A 15,433-nucleotide genomic window follows, 5' to 3' on the forward strand; every position below is an offset into this window, starting at 1 on the left:
AGAAACCCTAGTTTGACGACTAGGCTTTCGTCGTTTCCGATATCTGAGTTTTATTATCTGTCTCCGAGATCTTTACTTCCTATTAATTTTAACTGGCTGATAAAGATGCTTCGTTTTTAATAACAAGGTTTTGTTGGTCTGTAACTCTTGCTTTATCCCTTTTACTTCATGAATGAATCTACAGGGCCGTTACGTGAAGCCTCGGTTATAACGGTTTATAGTTGGACTATTGATGGCTATTTTGTTAATTCAGCGTGACTTTAAGTGGGCATCTGTCTGCGGGTAAATATCTTTAAACGCCTTTTCTCAAGGTGATCTCCATTTACTCTTGGGCTTAAAGGTGTCACTTTTCTCTATGATTCCTCTTGAATCTCTTCTAAGAGCTTGTTTATAAAAATCGTAAACTACATACAGACACAATTAAAGTAGTTCTATGTGTGTTTGGGAGGCCCTAACGCACAATTTCATAGTTACTTTAATACACTTGGTTTGGTGGGGAAGGCGAGTAAGGGCTCGATAGAATATGGTTTATAAGTATCGTTGAGGTTATCTGGGGATAAACAACAGATATAAAAAAGCCGATGCTAGGCATCGGCTTCGTTTGAGTTGCTTCGAGTTAAGCGGGTTGAACTAGAGCGAGCGCTTTACGAGAAACTTCATGGGCTGCTTTGGTTAGGTTCTGTTTCTCCAGTGCATCAGACAAGTATCCGTAGTCTGAAACGTTTGAACGAAGTGCCAGTGCTTTTTCAAAGTGACTTTGTGCTTCTGCCCACTTCTGTTCTCTGAGGTAGAACTGAGCCAATGCGCTGTGTGCTTCAGCATTGCTACCATCTTTACTGATAGCGCGTTCTAGCATTACGACGACTGGGTGGTGATCAGCAAGGTTTAGCTCAGGAAGCAACATATAGAGTTCATTTGAACTATTCTTCGCGATGTTCTCTTTAATCACTGTGAAGGCTTCTGAATCAGCTTTACGAGCGATCAGTTGTTTCACAAAACAGGAAACAAGATGAGAGCTTTGTTTCTGCTTTCTGGAAAGCTTGTTCCAATGGCTGATTAAACCTTCGCTACCTTGCTGCTGTGCCACATCGTGAAGTAAGCCACATTGTGCTTTCTGCTCCAACTCAACTTGCTCTTCAGCTGTAAGAAGCTTGTTCTTAGCTAGCTTAGGCGTTAGCTCTAACAATGGCTGCCACAACTTAAGCTGCATGTAAGTGGCTTTTAGCAGGCCAAGTACAGCAGTGTTATTCGGGTACGAACCTTTCAATGTTGAAAGTGTATCGAAAGCCGCTTCGTAGTTCGATTCACTGATCTGTTGTTTAGCCTTGGTTAGCTCAACGGCAAGTAATGAGTTGTCTTGCTGGCTAGCGAGCTCGATGTATTTGTCACGTTCACCCGTATTCCCTTGTTCGTGTGCCGCTTGAGAAGCGACTAAATAACAAAGCAGCGGCATGTCGTGGTGGTTAGCCCAACGAGTTACCTTCTTCTCTGCGCCTTTCCAGTCACCTTCAAGAAGTTTGATGATGCCTTCATTGGTATAACGACGAGAGCGTTTCAGTTTACGAACACTGAACCAGTTCCAAGTTGTCGAGCTTGCGTACATAAGCTTTTTAAACAAGTACTCTAAGCCGAACAGAGCAGCTAGAAGAGCAATAACAAAGATAACCAGTGTTGTCACGCTCATCTCAATGGTCTTATTGGCAATTGAGATCAGAACGTAGCCTTGTTGACCAGAGAACTGAGTACCAACAATTAACCCAGCACCGAGAACGAGAAAAAGAAAAATCCAACGAATCATTATTTTTCCTCCGTGGTCATAACGGTGACTTCACGTCGTAGGCGCTCACGTATCACATCTGATAACTCATTCTGAGACTCAAGCTTTACAGGGTATTTCACAGAGATGTTCTGTTCACTTAACTGTTTAATCGCTTTCTCAAATTCAATCACTGAGTTGTTATCTTGGTTTAGGTACGCTTTCGACCACTCGCTAGCGGTATTAAGAGCTACACTATAGAGTTCACCTTGCTCTTTGTAGACGGCGCGAATAGCGGTCTCTAATTTACCTTTGATGTTTTCACGCAGGTAGAAGTGTTGCTCAGGAGAAAGTAGAGGGATAACTTCGCCATCACGACTGCGGAATGTGATGAAGTTTTCTGAGAAGTCTTTCATCGACGTCATCAGGTTATTTTGCCAATCATTAATATCTTGCGATACTGCTTTTTTCTCAACAATTGCGGCTTCTGGAAGAATAGCATTGGCAAGTGGCAGCGAATCGACTTGCTGCTGAAGACTTGTGATGCGTAGAACTAAGCCATCACGGTCGATCAGAGGAATAGTGCGAAGCTTGGTAATGTCATTGGTCATTGATTGACGCAGTGACACTAAGCTAGGGTCGTTCAGTGCTGCGATACGTTGATCGGCACTTTCCATTAACTTAGTTGCGCTAACGGCATCATGCTCTAGAAACAGTTTACGTCCTGCTAGTTTCACAAGGTAATCGGCTTCGGCAAGTAACCAGTCATTCGGGCGGCGACCTTTAACGTCAGCCACTGCTAACTGTAGGCTTTGAATGCTCTTTTGCTGTTGAGACTGTACTACCTGAGTTTTCTCCACCGCGTGCGACGCTTCTTGGATAGTCTCTTGCTTGATGGTTTGCAGGTCTTTATTTACTGCAGATTGGGTATTCTGAAGTTGCGCTTGAAGAGTGGCGATTTGAGCTGAGTACTCAGCACTCTTTTGCTGCATTTGAAATGCGATACCGCCACTGAAAATAATAGAAATAGCGATCGCAATAGCACCTAGCTTGACACCGCGCTTACCTTGCTTTTCTGCTTTCTCTATTTGCTCTTTATGCTCAGCTTGAGGCTGTTCATTATTAGCGGTATTTGAGACAGAGGCATCGAGCTTCTGTTCAGATTGTTTTGTCTCTGTAGAGTCAGCTTTTTCGCTTTCAACAACAACTGGCTGAGTGTCTTGTTTCTTTTCAGGTTCAATATGCTCATTATTTTTTTTGCTTGTCATGCTTATTTCCTGTTTCTAGCTAGGGCCGGAGAGCAGCCAGTAATATTTGGTTCGTAGCACTGTGAGTATTGGTCACGTTCGAGAAACCGAGTTGTTGTGCTCGTTCTACAATGCGCTGGCTTGGGACAAATAGATGTCTTGTTGACAGCCAAGCCAAATACTCATCAGGGGTAATTGAGCAGAGATACTCCAATTGTTCCTGACTAGTGATGACAACTTTGGACGCTTTTTTGTTTATCCATGTTTGATAGGTATTGTGGTCGCTAATGGGAATATATTCTCTACGGTAGGTCTCACAATAAGAGACTTGTGCACCTCGATTGAGTAGGGAATCTCTAATGAGCTCACGCCCACCATTACCACGTAGTATCAAAACGGACTTATTTTCTACGCCATTAAGTTCAGTAAGTTTAAGAAGATGTTCACTATCACTAACTTGAGGGTAGTTTACTTTTTGTTTACAGACTTTGCTTAAAACGTGCGCAGTTTTTTGACCAACGCCAAGATAAAGCGGCGAAGTGGGCCAAATGGATGAGGTTTTCGAAAGGATGTTTTGAGCAGCGGTCACGGCGTGGTGACTGACTGCAATAATGATATCGCTGTTATTAAGCTGGGTGCTTAAATCCGAAGAGTTTGGATTATCAACGATACGAATCAGCGGATGATGGATTGCTTGAATTCCTTCATCCGCTAGTTGTTGGCAAAGCGATTGCCCCTCTGAACCGGGGCGAGTCACCAACACAGTCATGGTTATTCTTGGTCAGCGTAGAGTTTGGTTAGGATTTCTCTTGCACCATCATCCAGCAATTGATTTGCTAGAGTCACGCCAAGCGCTTCTGCGTCTTTACGAGGACCAGAGATCTCACCACGAACCATCTTCGAACCATCCGGTTCACCAACTAATGCACGTAGCCAGATGTTGTTGCCATCTAATAGTGAATAGCTACCGATAGGCACCTGGCAACCACCTTCTAGAGTAAGGTTCATTGCTCGCTCGCAAAGTACACGATCAGCCGTGTCTTTATGATTCAGCGGCTCAAGAAGCTTGATTAGACGTTCATCATCTAGACGGCACTCAATACCAACAGCGCCTTGGCCTACAGCTGGTAGAGACTGTTCTGGTTCGATGAAGCTGCGAATACGCTCTTCTAGCTCTAAACGCTTAAGGCCAGCAGCAGCCAGTACGATCGCATCGTATTGACCATCATCGAGTTTACCTAGACGAGTACCAACGTTGCCGCGCAGCTCTTTGATGATTAAGTCAGGGCGAGACTCAAGTAATTGACACTGACGACGCAGGCTGCATGTACCCACGACGGCACCTTGTGGTAGCTCGTCGATATTGTTGTAGGTATTTGAAACGAAAGCATCACGAGGATCTTCACGTTCACAAATCGTCACCAGACCTAGACCTTCTGGGAAGTCTACTGGGACATCTTTCATTGAGTGAACTGCTAGGTCAGCACGACCTTCTAGCATTGCTACTTCAAGTTCTTTAACGAACAGGCCCTTACCGCCAACTTTAGCAAGCGGAGTATCGAGGATGATGTCACCTTTGGTCACCATAGTTACCAACTCAACCTCTAAACCAGGGTGAGCAGCTTGCAGTGCATCCCTTACAAAGTATGCCTGCCAAAGGGCAAGAGGGCTTTTTCTGGTCGCGATACGGATTGGTGCTGAATTTGTCATGGTGGTTCCGATATAGGTTCTGTAATAGCCTAATCCTACCATTATGAGGCGAGAATTCTTACTGTTTGATCATTCGATACTTTGATAGCTGAGAGATTTTCATTAGTTCACCAAAATAGTGTGATTGGTATCTCATTTGAAACATGGGCTATTATTAGAAATAGTCAATAAAGAGGACACTACGGCGCCGTGAGTTTAACTTTCTGTCATCAAGGAATTGACCAGTATGACGGATTCCTTTGCTTTACCACTAAGGGTAAAAGTGTTAAATTGATCACGTTTTGTTGCTGCTTTCGTTCAGTAACTAAACAGAACTGCACTTAACCTCAAACCAAGGACTTACCTTGCAGGCTTACACTCAAACTTTGATTCAACGATTAGACAATCTAAATCAGCAGCGCATTGATCGTGCGTTGGCGTTGATGAATGTGCAAGGCCAGCGAGTTTTCAACCTTATTCCCGCACTGCTTCACTTCAATCACCCGATGATGCCGGGTTATTATGACCAACAAGTTCCTTTTGGAATTCGTAGCTTCACGCTTAATGAATTCCAAAAGCAATTTGTCTCTGATACCGAATTAACGCTGGGTGGCAAACTTACCGAGGCTGCTGAACCTGCAATCCTTGGCTTGTACACCATGGGTAGTACTTCTTCTATTGGGCAAAGTACCTCAAGTGATCTTGATATCTGGGTGTGTGTTTCTCCAGATATGGATGGCGCATCTCGTGATAGCTTGACCAACAAGTGTCTGCTTATTACCGATTGGGCTGAGACCTTAGGTGTGGAAGCTAACTTCTTCTTGATGGATGAACAGCGTTTCCGTTCGAATCATTCGGAAGAGATGACCGGTGATAACTGTGGTTCTTCACAGCACTTGTTACTGCTTGATGAGTTCTATCGCTCAGCGGTTCGTTTAGCCGGTCAACGTTTGTTGTGGCAAATCATTCCGCCTGAAATGGAAGAGTGCTACGACGAGTATGTTCAAGGTTTATGTCAGGACGGCTATCTTGATTGCTCGCAGTGGATCGATTTCGGTAAGCTAAATCGTATTCCCGCTGAAGAGTACTTTGGTTCAAACTTATGGCAGCTTTATAAGAGTATCGACTCTCCGTATAAATCGGTGTTAAAGGCGATCCTGTTAGAAGCCTATTCATGGGAATACCCAAACACTCAACTGCTGAGTATTGATACCAAGCGTCGCTTCTTCGCGGATGAACCGGATCTGTATGGCATGGATAGCTACTATCTGATGCTTGAGAAGGTAACGCGCTATCTAGAACGCATTAACGACCACACTCGATTGGACTTGGTGAGACGTTGTTTCTACCTTAAGACCCACGAGAAGTTGTCACGAGATGCGGGCATTGGTTCTGTTGCGTGGCGTCGTGAAGCCTTAACTGAGATGACTAAGTCTTGGAATTGGGGACATGAAACCATTGCTGAGCTCGATAACCGCCGTAACTGGAAGGTTGAGCAGGTTAAAGTGGTACACCATGCACTGCTTGATGCCTTGATGCTGAGCTATCGTAATCTGATTCAATTTGCGCGTCGCAACGACATCACTTCTGCAATTAGCCCACAAGATATTAGTATTTTGGCGCGTAAGCTTTACGCTGCGTTTGAGGTATTGCCAGGTAAAGTGACGTTACTGAATCCGCAAATCTCTCCTGATCTGCATGAACCAGACTTGAGCTTTATCGAAGTTCGTCAGGGTCAGTCGAATAAAGCCGGCTGGTACCTGTATAAGCAGCCATTGGTAGCGCATCGTATTCTTGGTCAGCCTTCACTTGAGCACCATGAGTACTTGAGTAAACTGGTTGCTTGGTCATTCTTTAATGGCTTGATTACGGAGTCGACGCGTTTGCACTCTGTGGTGCGTGATGCTCACATTGATATCGATAAGTTCTATCAAATGGTGAGCGATCTGCGTAATACGTTTTCTTTGCGTAAGCGTCGCCCGAGTATGCAAGCACTGGCGAGTCCGTGTGAGATAAGCCAGCTCGCGATGTTCATCAACTTTGAAAATGACCCAACTTCTGAGTTAAGTGGTCGTGCATTAAAAGTGGACCTCAAGAATGCTGATATCTTCAGCTTTGGTGAAGAAGGTAAGAGCTTAGTCGGCAGTGTCGATCTGGTTTATCGTAACTCTTGGCATGAAGTACGTACGCTTCATTTCCAAGGTGATACAGCAATGCTGGATGCACTTAAAACGGTTCTTGGCAAAATGCACCAAGATGCGTTGCCGCCAGAGTCGGTGGATGTGTTCTGTTACAGCAAAAACCTGCGTGGTGTGATGCGTAATATGGTGTATCAACTGCTTGCTGAGTGTATCGACTTACGATTGAAACCGATTGAACCAGAGAAGCGTCGCCGCTTTAAGGCTATTCGTTTAGCTAATAAGATGTTTGGTCTGTTCTTCGAGCGTCGTGGTGTATCGGTACAGATGTTGGAAAACTCGGTTGATTTCTACCGTAGTATCTCAACCAATAAGTTGAAGGGTTCACCGTTACTGATGCTCGATAAAGAGCAGGAGTATCAACTGCCAGAAGTGGTGGATGGTTTTGCGAGTGAGGGTTTAATTCAGTTCTTCTTTGAAGATACCGATAAAGGTTTCAATATCTATGTATTGGACGAGTCGAATCAAGTAGAGGTGTATCACCAGTACAATGGTGAAAAAGATGAGATGATCGCGAACGTGAATTCTTTCTACACATCGGTAAAAGATGAGTCGAAGATGTCGTCTAAGTTGATTAACTTCAATCTCCCTCAGTACTACCAGATCGTGCACCCTGAAGAGGGTAACTCTTATGTTGTGCCTTACCGTAACGACGCTACCTTGTCTTCTCGGAGTTCAAAGATAGTCAACATCTAGGCTTATTGAGACTGATTGATATTAAAAAAGGAGTGATTGATTCACTCCTTTTTAGTTTTGCTTACAAATGATTAGACCCAATCGATCTCTTCACCTGCGTGCTTCACGCATTCTTCTTTTACCATCTCAAACAGCTCCATGCCCGTCTTAGAGCATGTCCACTTGTCGTCGATTAATTTAAAGTGGAAGCCACCAGATTTAGACGCCAACCAGATTTCTTTCATTGGTTCTTGGCGGTTAATAATAATTTGGCTGCGGTTCTCAAACTCGAGCGTCATCACGTTACCAGTCACTTCGTAATCAATATCTGCCTCTGAATCGTCGATAGCTTCTTCGATGTTTTGCATCTGTATATCGACTAGTTGATGAAATTCAGTCTCGTTCATCCTTTCTATCCTATTGCTTTTCCTGAGTGTGGTGCGATTATAGGGGGCATTGAGTTAATAATCACGATATGCAAAATGAAAAAATTAATTACCGCTCTGTTTATGCTGTCCGTTATTGGACTTTCTGGTTGTGGTCAAACGGGTCCGTTATACGATCCTGATGAAGTTCAGCAGACTGAACAATCACAATAAGTGAAACACGCAGAAATCGTTATTTATAAGGGATAAGAACTTTGGATTACTTCAACTATCAGGAAGATGGCCAGCTTTGGGCTGAGGACGTCGCACTTTCACAACTCGCAGAGCAATATGGTACGCCGCTGTATGTATACTCTCGTGCAACATTAGAGCGTCATTGGAACGCGTTTGACTCATCGGTTGGTGAGCATCCGCACTTGGTGTGTTATGCCGTTAAAGCTAACTCGAACCTTGGCGTGTTGAATACTTTGGCTCGTTTGGGTTCAGGTTTTGACATTGTTTCTGGCGGTGAGTTAGAGCGTGTAGTAGCTGCTGGTGGCGATCCGGCAAAAGTTGTGTTCTCTGGTGTCGGTAAAACAGCTGCTGAAATGAAGCGCGCACTTGAGTTGAACATTAAGTGTTTCAACGTAGAGTCTGAGCCAGAACTTGAGCGACTGAATAAAGTTGCTGGTGAGCTTGGTGTTAAAGCGCCAATTTCACTGCGTATCAACCCAGATGTTGATGCCAACACTCACCCTTATATTTCTACTGGTCTGCGTGATAACAAGTTTGGTATTGCTTTCGACCGTGCTCCAGCCGTTTATGCGTTTGCACAAACACTCGATAACTTGTCTATTCATGGTATTGATTGCCACATTGGTTCTCAGCTAACGGATATCGAACCTTTCATTGATGCTACCGATCGCCTGCTTGCACTGATCGACCAACTACGAGCTGATGGTATCAACATCAAACACCTTGATGTCGGTGGCGGATTGGGTGTGGTTTACCGTGATGAATTACCACCACAGCCTTCAGATTACGCGAAAGCCTTATTGGCTCGCCTAGAGAATCATTCTGATCTAGAGCTGATTTTCGAGCCTGGAAGAGCGATTGCTGCTAACGCTGGTGTATTATTAACAAAAGTCGAGTTCCTCAAGCCAACCGAACACAAGAACTTTGCCATCATCGATGCAGCAATGAACGACCTGATGCGTCCAGCGCTTTACCAAGCTTGGCAAGATATTGTTCCAGTTAGCCCGAGACAGGGTGAAGCCGTGACTTACGATTTGGTTGGCCCAATTTGTGAGACGGGTGATTTCCTAGGTAAAGATCGTGACCTTGTTCTTGAAGAAGGTGATCTGCTAGCAGTTCGTTCTGCGGGCGCTTATGGCTTCGCGATGTCATCTAACTACAACACTCGTTCGCGTGCGGCTGAAGTGATGGTTGATGGCGATAAAACTCATTTGGTTCGTCAGCGTGAAGAGCTTGCGAGTCTATGGGAACTTGAAAACATTCTTCCGGAGTAATTTTAAGCGTTATGCACTTCCACTTTTCTAAAATGCATGGTTTGGGCAATGATTTCATGGTCGTGGACTGCATTACTCAAAATATTTTCTTTTCTCCAGATTTGATCCGCCGTTTGGCGGATCGTCACACTGGTGTGGGTTTCGATCAGCTACTTGTGGTTGAGGCTCCTTATGATCCTGAAACTGATTTCCATTACCGCATATTCAATGCGGATGGCAGTGAAGTGGAGCAGTGTGGTAATGGGGCTCGTTGTTTTGCACGATTCGTTCGCATGAAAGGCTTAACGAATAAGTACAGTATCAACGTCAGCACCAAGAAAGGTAAAATGGTTCTCAAAATTGAAGAGAATGACCTGATCACGGTGAACATGGGTATTCCTGAGTTCGAACCAGGTAAGATTCCATTCAAGGCCAAGCAGCCAGAGAAGACGTATATCCTGAGAACGGATGTACATACTTTGTTCTGTGGTGCGGTAAGCATGGGTAACCCACATGTGGTTACCGTCGTTGATGATGTCGATACTGCTGATGTGGACACCCTAGGTCCGCTTCTCGAATCACACGAACGTTTCCCTGAGCGTGTTAATGCTGGTTTTATGCAAGTGGTTAGCCGTGAAGAAGTTCGTTTGCGTGTTTACGAACGTGGCGCGGGTGAAACTCAGGCATGTGGCAGCGGAGCGTGTGGCGCAGTTGCCGTTGGTATCACTCAAGGCTTACTGGCTGAGAATGTGAAGGTTCGTCTACCAGGCGGTGACTTACACATTAGCTGGCAAGGCCCGGGTAAACCTCTGTTTATGACCGGCCCGGCAACGCATGTGTTTGATGGTCAACTTTCTTGCTAATAACGATTTATAACCAATAGATTCATAAAACATAAAGGATAGATTTTGTCTTACGTTGAAGCCGACGCACTCACCGCAGAAGTGGTCGCGGAATATTTACGTGATAACCCAGATTTTTTCCAAGACAGAAAAGATTTGGTTGATCGCCTTGCTATCAATAACGTTGAGCAGGGCGCTGTTTCTCTGGTTGAGATTCAGCTTAAACGCCAGCGTCATCGAATCGAAGAGCTTGAAGAAGAGATCACTGGCTTGATGTCGTTGGCGGCAAATAACGATAAAACCTTCTATGAGTTTATGGATCTGCAAGCGCAAGTGCTGAAATGCAGTGACTTCATGCAGGTGATAAAGGCCGTTGAACAAAAAGCGTTAGACCTTGGGCTTAAGGCTCATGTTCGAATTCTTTCACAATCGGGTTTTTATCATTTAAGTGCTGAGGGCTACTCTAAGTTTTCGCTGAACCATTTCAATGGCAAAGATGCTTATCTTGGGCGCTTGAGAAAAGCCGACAGACACGATTTGTTTGGTGATTATCCAGTTCCAGAGCTAGGCTCTTATGTAGTACTACCGCTTGCTAAGCAGTCTCCATTGGGCTTGCTCGCCTTTTCTAGTGAAGAAGGCGGACATTTCCAACCCCATATGGATACGCTCTTTTTACGTCATTTAGCACTTGTTGTCGCTCATTTGGCGGACACCTTACCTTGGCAGATAAATAATGAGCCTAGAGCCCAAAATACCTCTTCCTAACAGCCTTCAAAAGCCACTTTCTCGCTTCTATGAGTATCTCAGAAGCGAGAAGGGACTCAGCCTACACACTCAACGTAATTACAAACAACAACTTGAAACTATGGCCGGTCATTTAGTCACGCTAGGGCTAAAGGATTGGGGCCAGGTCGATGCAGCGTGGGTAAGACAACTTGCCAGTAAAGGCATGCGTGAGGGAATGAAAGCAAGCAGCATTGCAACACGCTTATCTTCACTGCGCAGTTTCTTTGATTTTCTTGTGTTGCGTGGAGAAATGACGGCCAATCCAGCCAAAGGTGTTTCTGCTCCACGTAAACAGCGTCCTCTGCCTAAAAACCTCGATGTTGATGAGGTTGGACAGTTGCTTGATGTTAACGAGGACGACCCACTGTCGATTCGTGACCGCGCGATGATGGAAGTGATGTATGGCGCTGGGTTACGACTGGCAGAACTGGTCGGTATTAACCTCAAAGATGTGTTGGGTCGCCAGGGTGAAATCCGAGTCATCGGTAAAGGCGATAAAGAACGCAAAGCGCCTTTTTCTGGTTTAGCTAAAGAGTGGGTCGATAAATGGCTTAAAGTTCGTGGTGAGTTGGCTTCACCGGGTGAAACCGCACTGTTTGTCTCGAAGTTAGGGACTCGTATTTCTCATCGAAGCGTGCAAAAACGTATGGAAGAGTGGGGAAAGAAGCAATCTGTCGCGAGCCACATCAGCCCGCATAAACTGCGTCACTCCTTTGCAACGCATGTGCTAGAGTCGAGCCAAAACCTTCGTGCTGTTCAAGAATTGCTTGGCCATGAAAACATCTCGACGACCCAAGTGTATACCCACTTAGATTTCCAACACTTAGCACAAGCTTATGATCAGGCTCACCCGAGAGCGCGTAAGAAGAACAAAGATTAGATTTAAGGGTTTACTATGCGAATTTATCGAGGGTTAAAGCCCATCAAAGCCATGACCTTTGACTTAGATGACACCCTGTATGACAACTGGCCTGTGATCATGAAGGTTGAGAAGGAGATGGCACAGTGGCTTTATCAAAAGCACCCAGTGTCGGCTTCTTTATCGCTCGAAGAGTGGCAGGGCATTAAGCAGCAAATCGCCTCTGAAAACCCAGCTTTGAAACATGATGTCACAGTATGGCGTGAAACTCAGATTAAAAGTGGTTTGCTGCAATTGGGTTATTCTCAGCAGCAAGCAGAACAAGCGGCTCGAGAAGGTATTGAGCATGCATTATGGCTACGTAATCAAGTCAATGTTCCTGACGAAACGCATCGTGTGATGACTGAGCTTAGTCAAGGCATTCCTCTAGTTGCGATTACTAATGGTAATGTCGACCCACACAAAATTGGCTTAGGGCAGTACTTTCAATTAATCCTTAAAGCTGGCCCTGATGGAAGAGCTAAACCCTGCCCAGATATGTTTGAAAAAGCTCAGCAACACCTAGATTGTGACGCTGAGAATATTCTTCATGTTGGTGATCACCTCAAAACGGATGTCTATGGAGCCAAGCAAAATGGCTTCCAAGCGTGCTGGTTTAATGACACTGGTTCCAATTTATACCTCTCTTCGAAGGCGAGCGTGCTCCCTGATGTTGAAATAGACCAACTTAGCGATCTTATGCGACTAATTTAATGGCTTGGTAAGCTTATTGTGTCGCATTTATGATAGTGAATTGTTACATTAGTCGCCTATAAAAGCCTGATTAGGCTAGGATAATTGGCGGCTACTTTTTATCGATTCATTTCAGTCATAGCAGTGGTTGCGGGTTCTCTACTCCATTAGAATTTGAACAAGGGTTGGCATGCAAACATTTACATTTCTCGCAAATACTGAGGCGTTGTTTAGAGCTCAACTTGATCAGCGAGAATGGTGTGACAGCAAACAGTACCTTATCCAAATTTTCTCAGCTCAATCTTCAGATCTAGCTCGTCAAATCGCGAGTGTCGCTCTCAATCGTTTAAACAATGCGACGCTAATTGGTCAGAGTGCTCGTCATGTTATCTGTGATAATTGCCTTGAAAGTGCATGCACCTTAGTCATCATCAGTGAGTTCAACGAAACCCATCTAACCTCGGCAGTCCAGCCTTTTACGGGTAATCCAAATCAAGATAGCCAAGACTTAGCTTTGCAACTGCACCTTACCGAAGGCACCAAAACGGTCATCAGTTTGTGCGATCAGGTCGAAGGGCGTGATTACCCTATCTATAGCGCTTTTGAAAACCTGCCTTACGCATTGCCGATTGCTGGTGGACTGTGCCATGAGAATGAATTTGGCCGTTGGGTTATGTATAACGAGCAAACCTACCAGCATGCCTGTGTTGCTGTGGCTCTGACTAACCCAAGATTGAAGGTTTGGTCGGATGCGTACTCTGAGTGGAACCCGATTGGGATGAAACTGCGAGTCACACATGCGGTCGGAAATCGCTTATACGCGTTGAATGACAAGCCGGCGATTGAAGTATTCAAACATTACCTTGCGGATGGCAAAGACCTTCCTTTTAGCCAACTGATGAGCTTTCCACTTTATCGAGAACTTGGCAGAAAGAAGGGTATTTCAACACCTCTACGCATTAATGATGATGGCAGTATCGAGTTTGATAGCCCTTGGCATGTCGGTGAAGAGGCGCAGTTTTGTTATAACCACCCCTCTTTGACCGCGGAAAAGGTGCGTCACGGTGCCGAGATGCTAGCCATGCATCAGCCTGAGTCGGTGATCATCTATAATTGTGTATCTCGACTTGAGTTTATCGACAGTAAACTTGAGCTTAAGCCATTTGAAGGGATAGTGAATACATGTGGTGCCTACTGTATGGGTGAGCTATACCGCAATGAAGACCGCCAAGAGATACTGCACCACAGCCTGACTTATATCGCTATGCGCGAGTCTGACGAGGTTAAAGAGTTTCGTTGTGAAGATTTTCAGTGTGGCTCAACAGTGTCACCATTGCTTAACTTGGTCAGAAATGCAGTCGCTGATCTCGACAGTATGAATACCCAGATGGAGAAAAAACTCCATCAACAAGCGCGTCGCTTAACCGAGAGCTATCGCATTGACTCACGCACTGGCTTACCGAACCGTATTGTACTGAAGGAGCGCCTCAATACGATTCTATTTAGTGAACACTTACTCACGTTAAAGCTCACGAATTTCCATCAAGTTAACGAAAAATACGGCTATCAGGTGGGTGACCAGTTACTGCTTGACCTGTCTAATCACTTTATTGAGCGATTGCAGCTTCGTGTCGTGAAGGAGCCTCGCGTGAAGGTTGAGCTGTTCAGTATTGGGGTCGGAGAGTGGGCGATTATCTTTAACGCCAGTGTTGGTAGTACAAAAATAAAAGAAGGTTTCGTTGAGTTCGCCGATGACATCGAACACATAAATTTTGAGCCATATGGTTTGGCTGATATTGATTACCTGTCTGTTTCTCTGTGTGGCGGCTTTGCTAGTCGTTGTGATTTCTTAACCGACAGCGGTGACGAGATCTTATTGAAAGCGATCGAAGCTCGACGTTATGGGGTGCGGAACAATACCCACATCACCAATGCCAAAGACATTCAGGTGAGCGAAGAGGACCGCAAAGAGCAGCTCGGTTGGTTGAGCTGTGTGAGCCGTGCGATTTTAGATCAGAACATCATTACCTACTCTCAGCCGATTGTGGAATCGGGCACTCACGAAATGATTGGCCAAGAGTGTTTAGTCAGAATCATGGAGTCGGACGGTACTATTGTGGCACCAGGAAAGTTCTTACCTATCATTGCCGACACGCACCTCTACACACGCCTTAGTCGACATATGATTAAGAGCACTATCGGTTATATGGCGGATAAACAGAGTTCGTTCTCTATCAATCTATCCCCACAAGATTTGTTGAGTGACAAGACGCTTGAGGTACTCGAGGCTGCGATCAGTGGTATGAACGATCCCACTCGACTTGGCTTAGAGGTTTTGGAATCTGAGCAAATCAAGGATTATGGCCGCATGATAGAGGTGTGTGATCACTTCCGTGCACTCGGGGCGAGAATCATTGTTGATGATTTTGGCTCTGGTTACTCCAATATTGATGAGATCATTAAGCTTGAGCCACAGATTATTAAGCTCGACGGTAGCTTGATTCGTAATATCGACAAAGACCAAAAACAAAGAAATATCGCTTCTCAGTTGGTTCGCTTATGCCAAGTGTTCAATGCTAAGACGGTTGCTGAATTTGTCCATAACCAACAGGTTTGTGAGATAGCAGAACAAATGGGTGTCGATTATCTGCAGGGTTATTACTTTGGTGAGCCTAAGCGATTGTTTTAGTTATTAAAACTAATGGGTTCTCATGCCGGCTGGCTTCGAAAATGCTCAATCACCATTGATGTCTGCTTTGTGGTGGAATAAGTGATG

Annotated in this window: 13 protein-coding genes; 8 read left to right on the forward strand and 5 right to left on the reverse strand. The window is 45.0% G+C overall.

Features of this window, described 5'->3' with window-relative positions:
- Positions 1-616 precede the first annotated feature (616 nt).
- Genes AB8613_RS09110 through hemC form a run of 4 tightly spaced genes read right to left on the reverse strand, consistent with a single transcriptional unit; the run spans position 617 to position 4,713 of the window.
- On the reverse strand, positions 617-1,798 hold the full coding sequence (locus AB8613_RS09110; RefSeq protein WP_372383747.1) for a heme biosynthesis protein HemY: 1,182 nt from the start codon (positions 1,796-1,798) through the stop codon (positions 617-619).
- The gene (locus AB8613_RS09115; RefSeq protein WP_285954872.1) at positions 1,798-3,024 is read right to left on the reverse strand and encodes a uroporphyrinogen-III C-methyltransferase; all 1,227 of its coding nucleotides are present in this window, start codon (positions 3,022-3,024) and stop codon (positions 1,798-1,800) included. Before AB8613_RS09115 ends, AB8613_RS09110 begins: the two co-directional genes overlap by 1 nt.
- 19 nt (positions 3,025-3,043) lie before the next feature.
- Positions 3,044-3,772, reverse strand: coding sequence for a uroporphyrinogen-III synthase (locus AB8613_RS09120; RefSeq protein ID WP_132982608.1), 729 nt, complete (start codon positions 3,770-3,772; stop codon positions 3,044-3,046).
- Between the two features lie 2 nt (positions 3,773-3,774).
- Positions 3,775-4,713, reverse strand: coding sequence for a hydroxymethylbilane synthase (gene hemC / locus AB8613_RS09125; protein ID WP_019825210.1), 939 nt, complete (start codon positions 4,711-4,713; stop codon positions 3,775-3,777).
- A 344-nt stretch (positions 4,714-5,057) separates the two neighbouring features.
- Between hemC and AB8613_RS09130 the strand changes: the two genes are divergently transcribed.
- The gene (locus AB8613_RS09130) at positions 5,058-7,586 is read left to right on the forward strand and encodes a class I adenylate cyclase (protein ID WP_132982607.1); all 2,529 of its coding nucleotides are present in this window, start codon (positions 5,058-5,060) and stop codon (positions 7,584-7,586) included.
- 71 nt (positions 7,587-7,657) lie between these two features.
- On the opposite strand, the gene cyaY is transcribed toward AB8613_RS09130, so the two are convergent.
- Positions 7,658-7,972, reverse strand: a complete 315-nt coding sequence (gene cyaY / locus AB8613_RS09135; protein ID WP_004740462.1) for an iron donor protein CyaY — start codon at positions 7,970-7,972, stop codon at positions 7,658-7,660.
- Between cyaY and AB8613_RS09140 the strand changes: the two genes are divergently transcribed.
- From AB8613_RS09140 to AB8613_RS09170, 7 genes are all read left to right on the forward strand, one after another.
- Positions 7,952-8,164, forward strand: a complete 213-nt coding sequence (locus tag AB8613_RS09140; protein ID WP_032554288.1) for a lipoprotein — start codon at positions 7,952-7,954, stop codon at positions 8,162-8,164. The two genes, cyaY and AB8613_RS09140, sit on opposite strands and share 21 nt — an antisense overlap.
- Before the next feature lie 41 nt (positions 8,165-8,205).
- On the forward strand, positions 8,206-9,459 hold the full coding sequence (gene lysA, locus AB8613_RS09145) for a diaminopimelate decarboxylase (protein WP_061019782.1): 1,254 nt from the start codon (positions 8,206-8,208) through the stop codon (positions 9,457-9,459).
- A gap of 11 nt (positions 9,460-9,470) precedes the next feature.
- Entirely contained in the window at positions 9,471-10,301 is an 831-nt protein-coding gene (gene dapF, locus AB8613_RS09150; protein ID WP_060983632.1) for a diaminopimelate epimerase, read from the forward strand.
- A 45-nt stretch (positions 10,302-10,346) separates the two neighbouring features.
- On the forward strand, positions 10,347-11,045 hold the full coding sequence (locus tag AB8613_RS09155) for a DUF484 family protein (RefSeq protein ID WP_132982604.1): 699 nt from the start codon (positions 10,347-10,349) through the stop codon (positions 11,043-11,045).
- Complete coding sequence (xerC, locus tag AB8613_RS09160; RefSeq protein ID WP_017061015.1) at positions 11,014-11,946, forward strand: tyrosine recombinase XerC; 933 nt, start codon at positions 11,014-11,016, stop codon at positions 11,944-11,946. Before AB8613_RS09155 ends, xerC begins: the two co-directional genes overlap by 32 nt.
- A 15-nt stretch (positions 11,947-11,961) precedes the next feature.
- The gene (yigB, locus tag AB8613_RS09165; protein ID WP_017071800.1) at positions 11,962-12,678 is read left to right on the forward strand and encodes a 5-amino-6-(5-phospho-D-ribitylamino)uracil phosphatase YigB; all 717 of its coding nucleotides are present in this window, start codon (positions 11,962-11,964) and stop codon (positions 12,676-12,678) included.
- 169 nt (positions 12,679-12,847) lie between these two features.
- Positions 12,848-15,346 (forward strand): EAL domain-containing protein, encoded by a 2,499-nt coding sequence (locus tag AB8613_RS09170; protein WP_132982602.1) that lies wholly within the window; start codon positions 12,848-12,850, stop codon positions 15,344-15,346.
- Positions 15,347-15,433 lie beyond the last annotated feature (87 nt).

This window comes from Vibrio sp. BS-M-Sm-2 (assembly GCF_041504345.1).
GTDB classification, from domain to species: domain Bacteria; phylum Pseudomonadota; class Gammaproteobacteria; order Enterobacterales; family Vibrionaceae; genus Vibrio; species Vibrio satsumensis.

What these genes read in the sequence shown, in the direction of transcription:
- AB8613_RS09110 (WP_372383747.1), bottom strand. Translation starts at nt 1,798, where the DNA reads ATGATTCGTTGGATTTTTCTTTTTCTCGTTCTCGGTGCTGGGTTAATT.
- AB8613_RS09115 (WP_285954872.1), bottom strand. Translation starts at nt 3,024, where the DNA reads ATGACAAGCAAAAAAAATAATGAGCATATTGAACCTGAAAAGAAACAA.
- AB8613_RS09120 (WP_132982608.1), bottom strand. Translation starts at nt 3,772, where the DNA reads ATGACTGTGTTGGTGACTCGCCCCGGTTCAGAGGGGCAATCGCTTTGC.
- hemC (WP_019825210.1), bottom strand. Translation starts at nt 4,713, where the DNA reads ATGACAAATTCAGCACCAATCCGTATCGCGACCAGAAAAAGCCCTCTT.
- AB8613_RS09140 (WP_032554288.1), top strand. Translation starts at nt 7,952, where the DNA reads ATGAAATTCAGTCTCGTTCATCCTTTCTATCCTATTGCTTTTCCTGAG.
- cyaY (WP_004740462.1), bottom strand. Translation starts at nt 7,972, where the DNA reads ATGAACGAGACTGAATTTCATCAACTAGTCGATATACAGATGCAAAAC.
- dapF (WP_060983632.1), top strand. Translation starts at nt 9,471, where the DNA reads ATGCACTTCCACTTTTCTAAAATGCATGGTTTGGGCAATGATTTCATG.
- xerC (WP_017061015.1), top strand. Translation starts at nt 11,014, where the DNA reads ATGAGCCTAGAGCCCAAAATACCTCTTCCTAACAGCCTTCAAAAGCCA.
- yigB (WP_017071800.1), top strand. Translation starts at nt 11,962, where the DNA reads ATGCGAATTTATCGAGGGTTAAAGCCCATCAAAGCCATGACCTTTGAC.
- AB8613_RS09170 (WP_132982602.1), top strand. Translation starts at nt 12,848, where the DNA reads ATGCAAACATTTACATTTCTCGCAAATACTGAGGCGTTGTTTAGAGCT.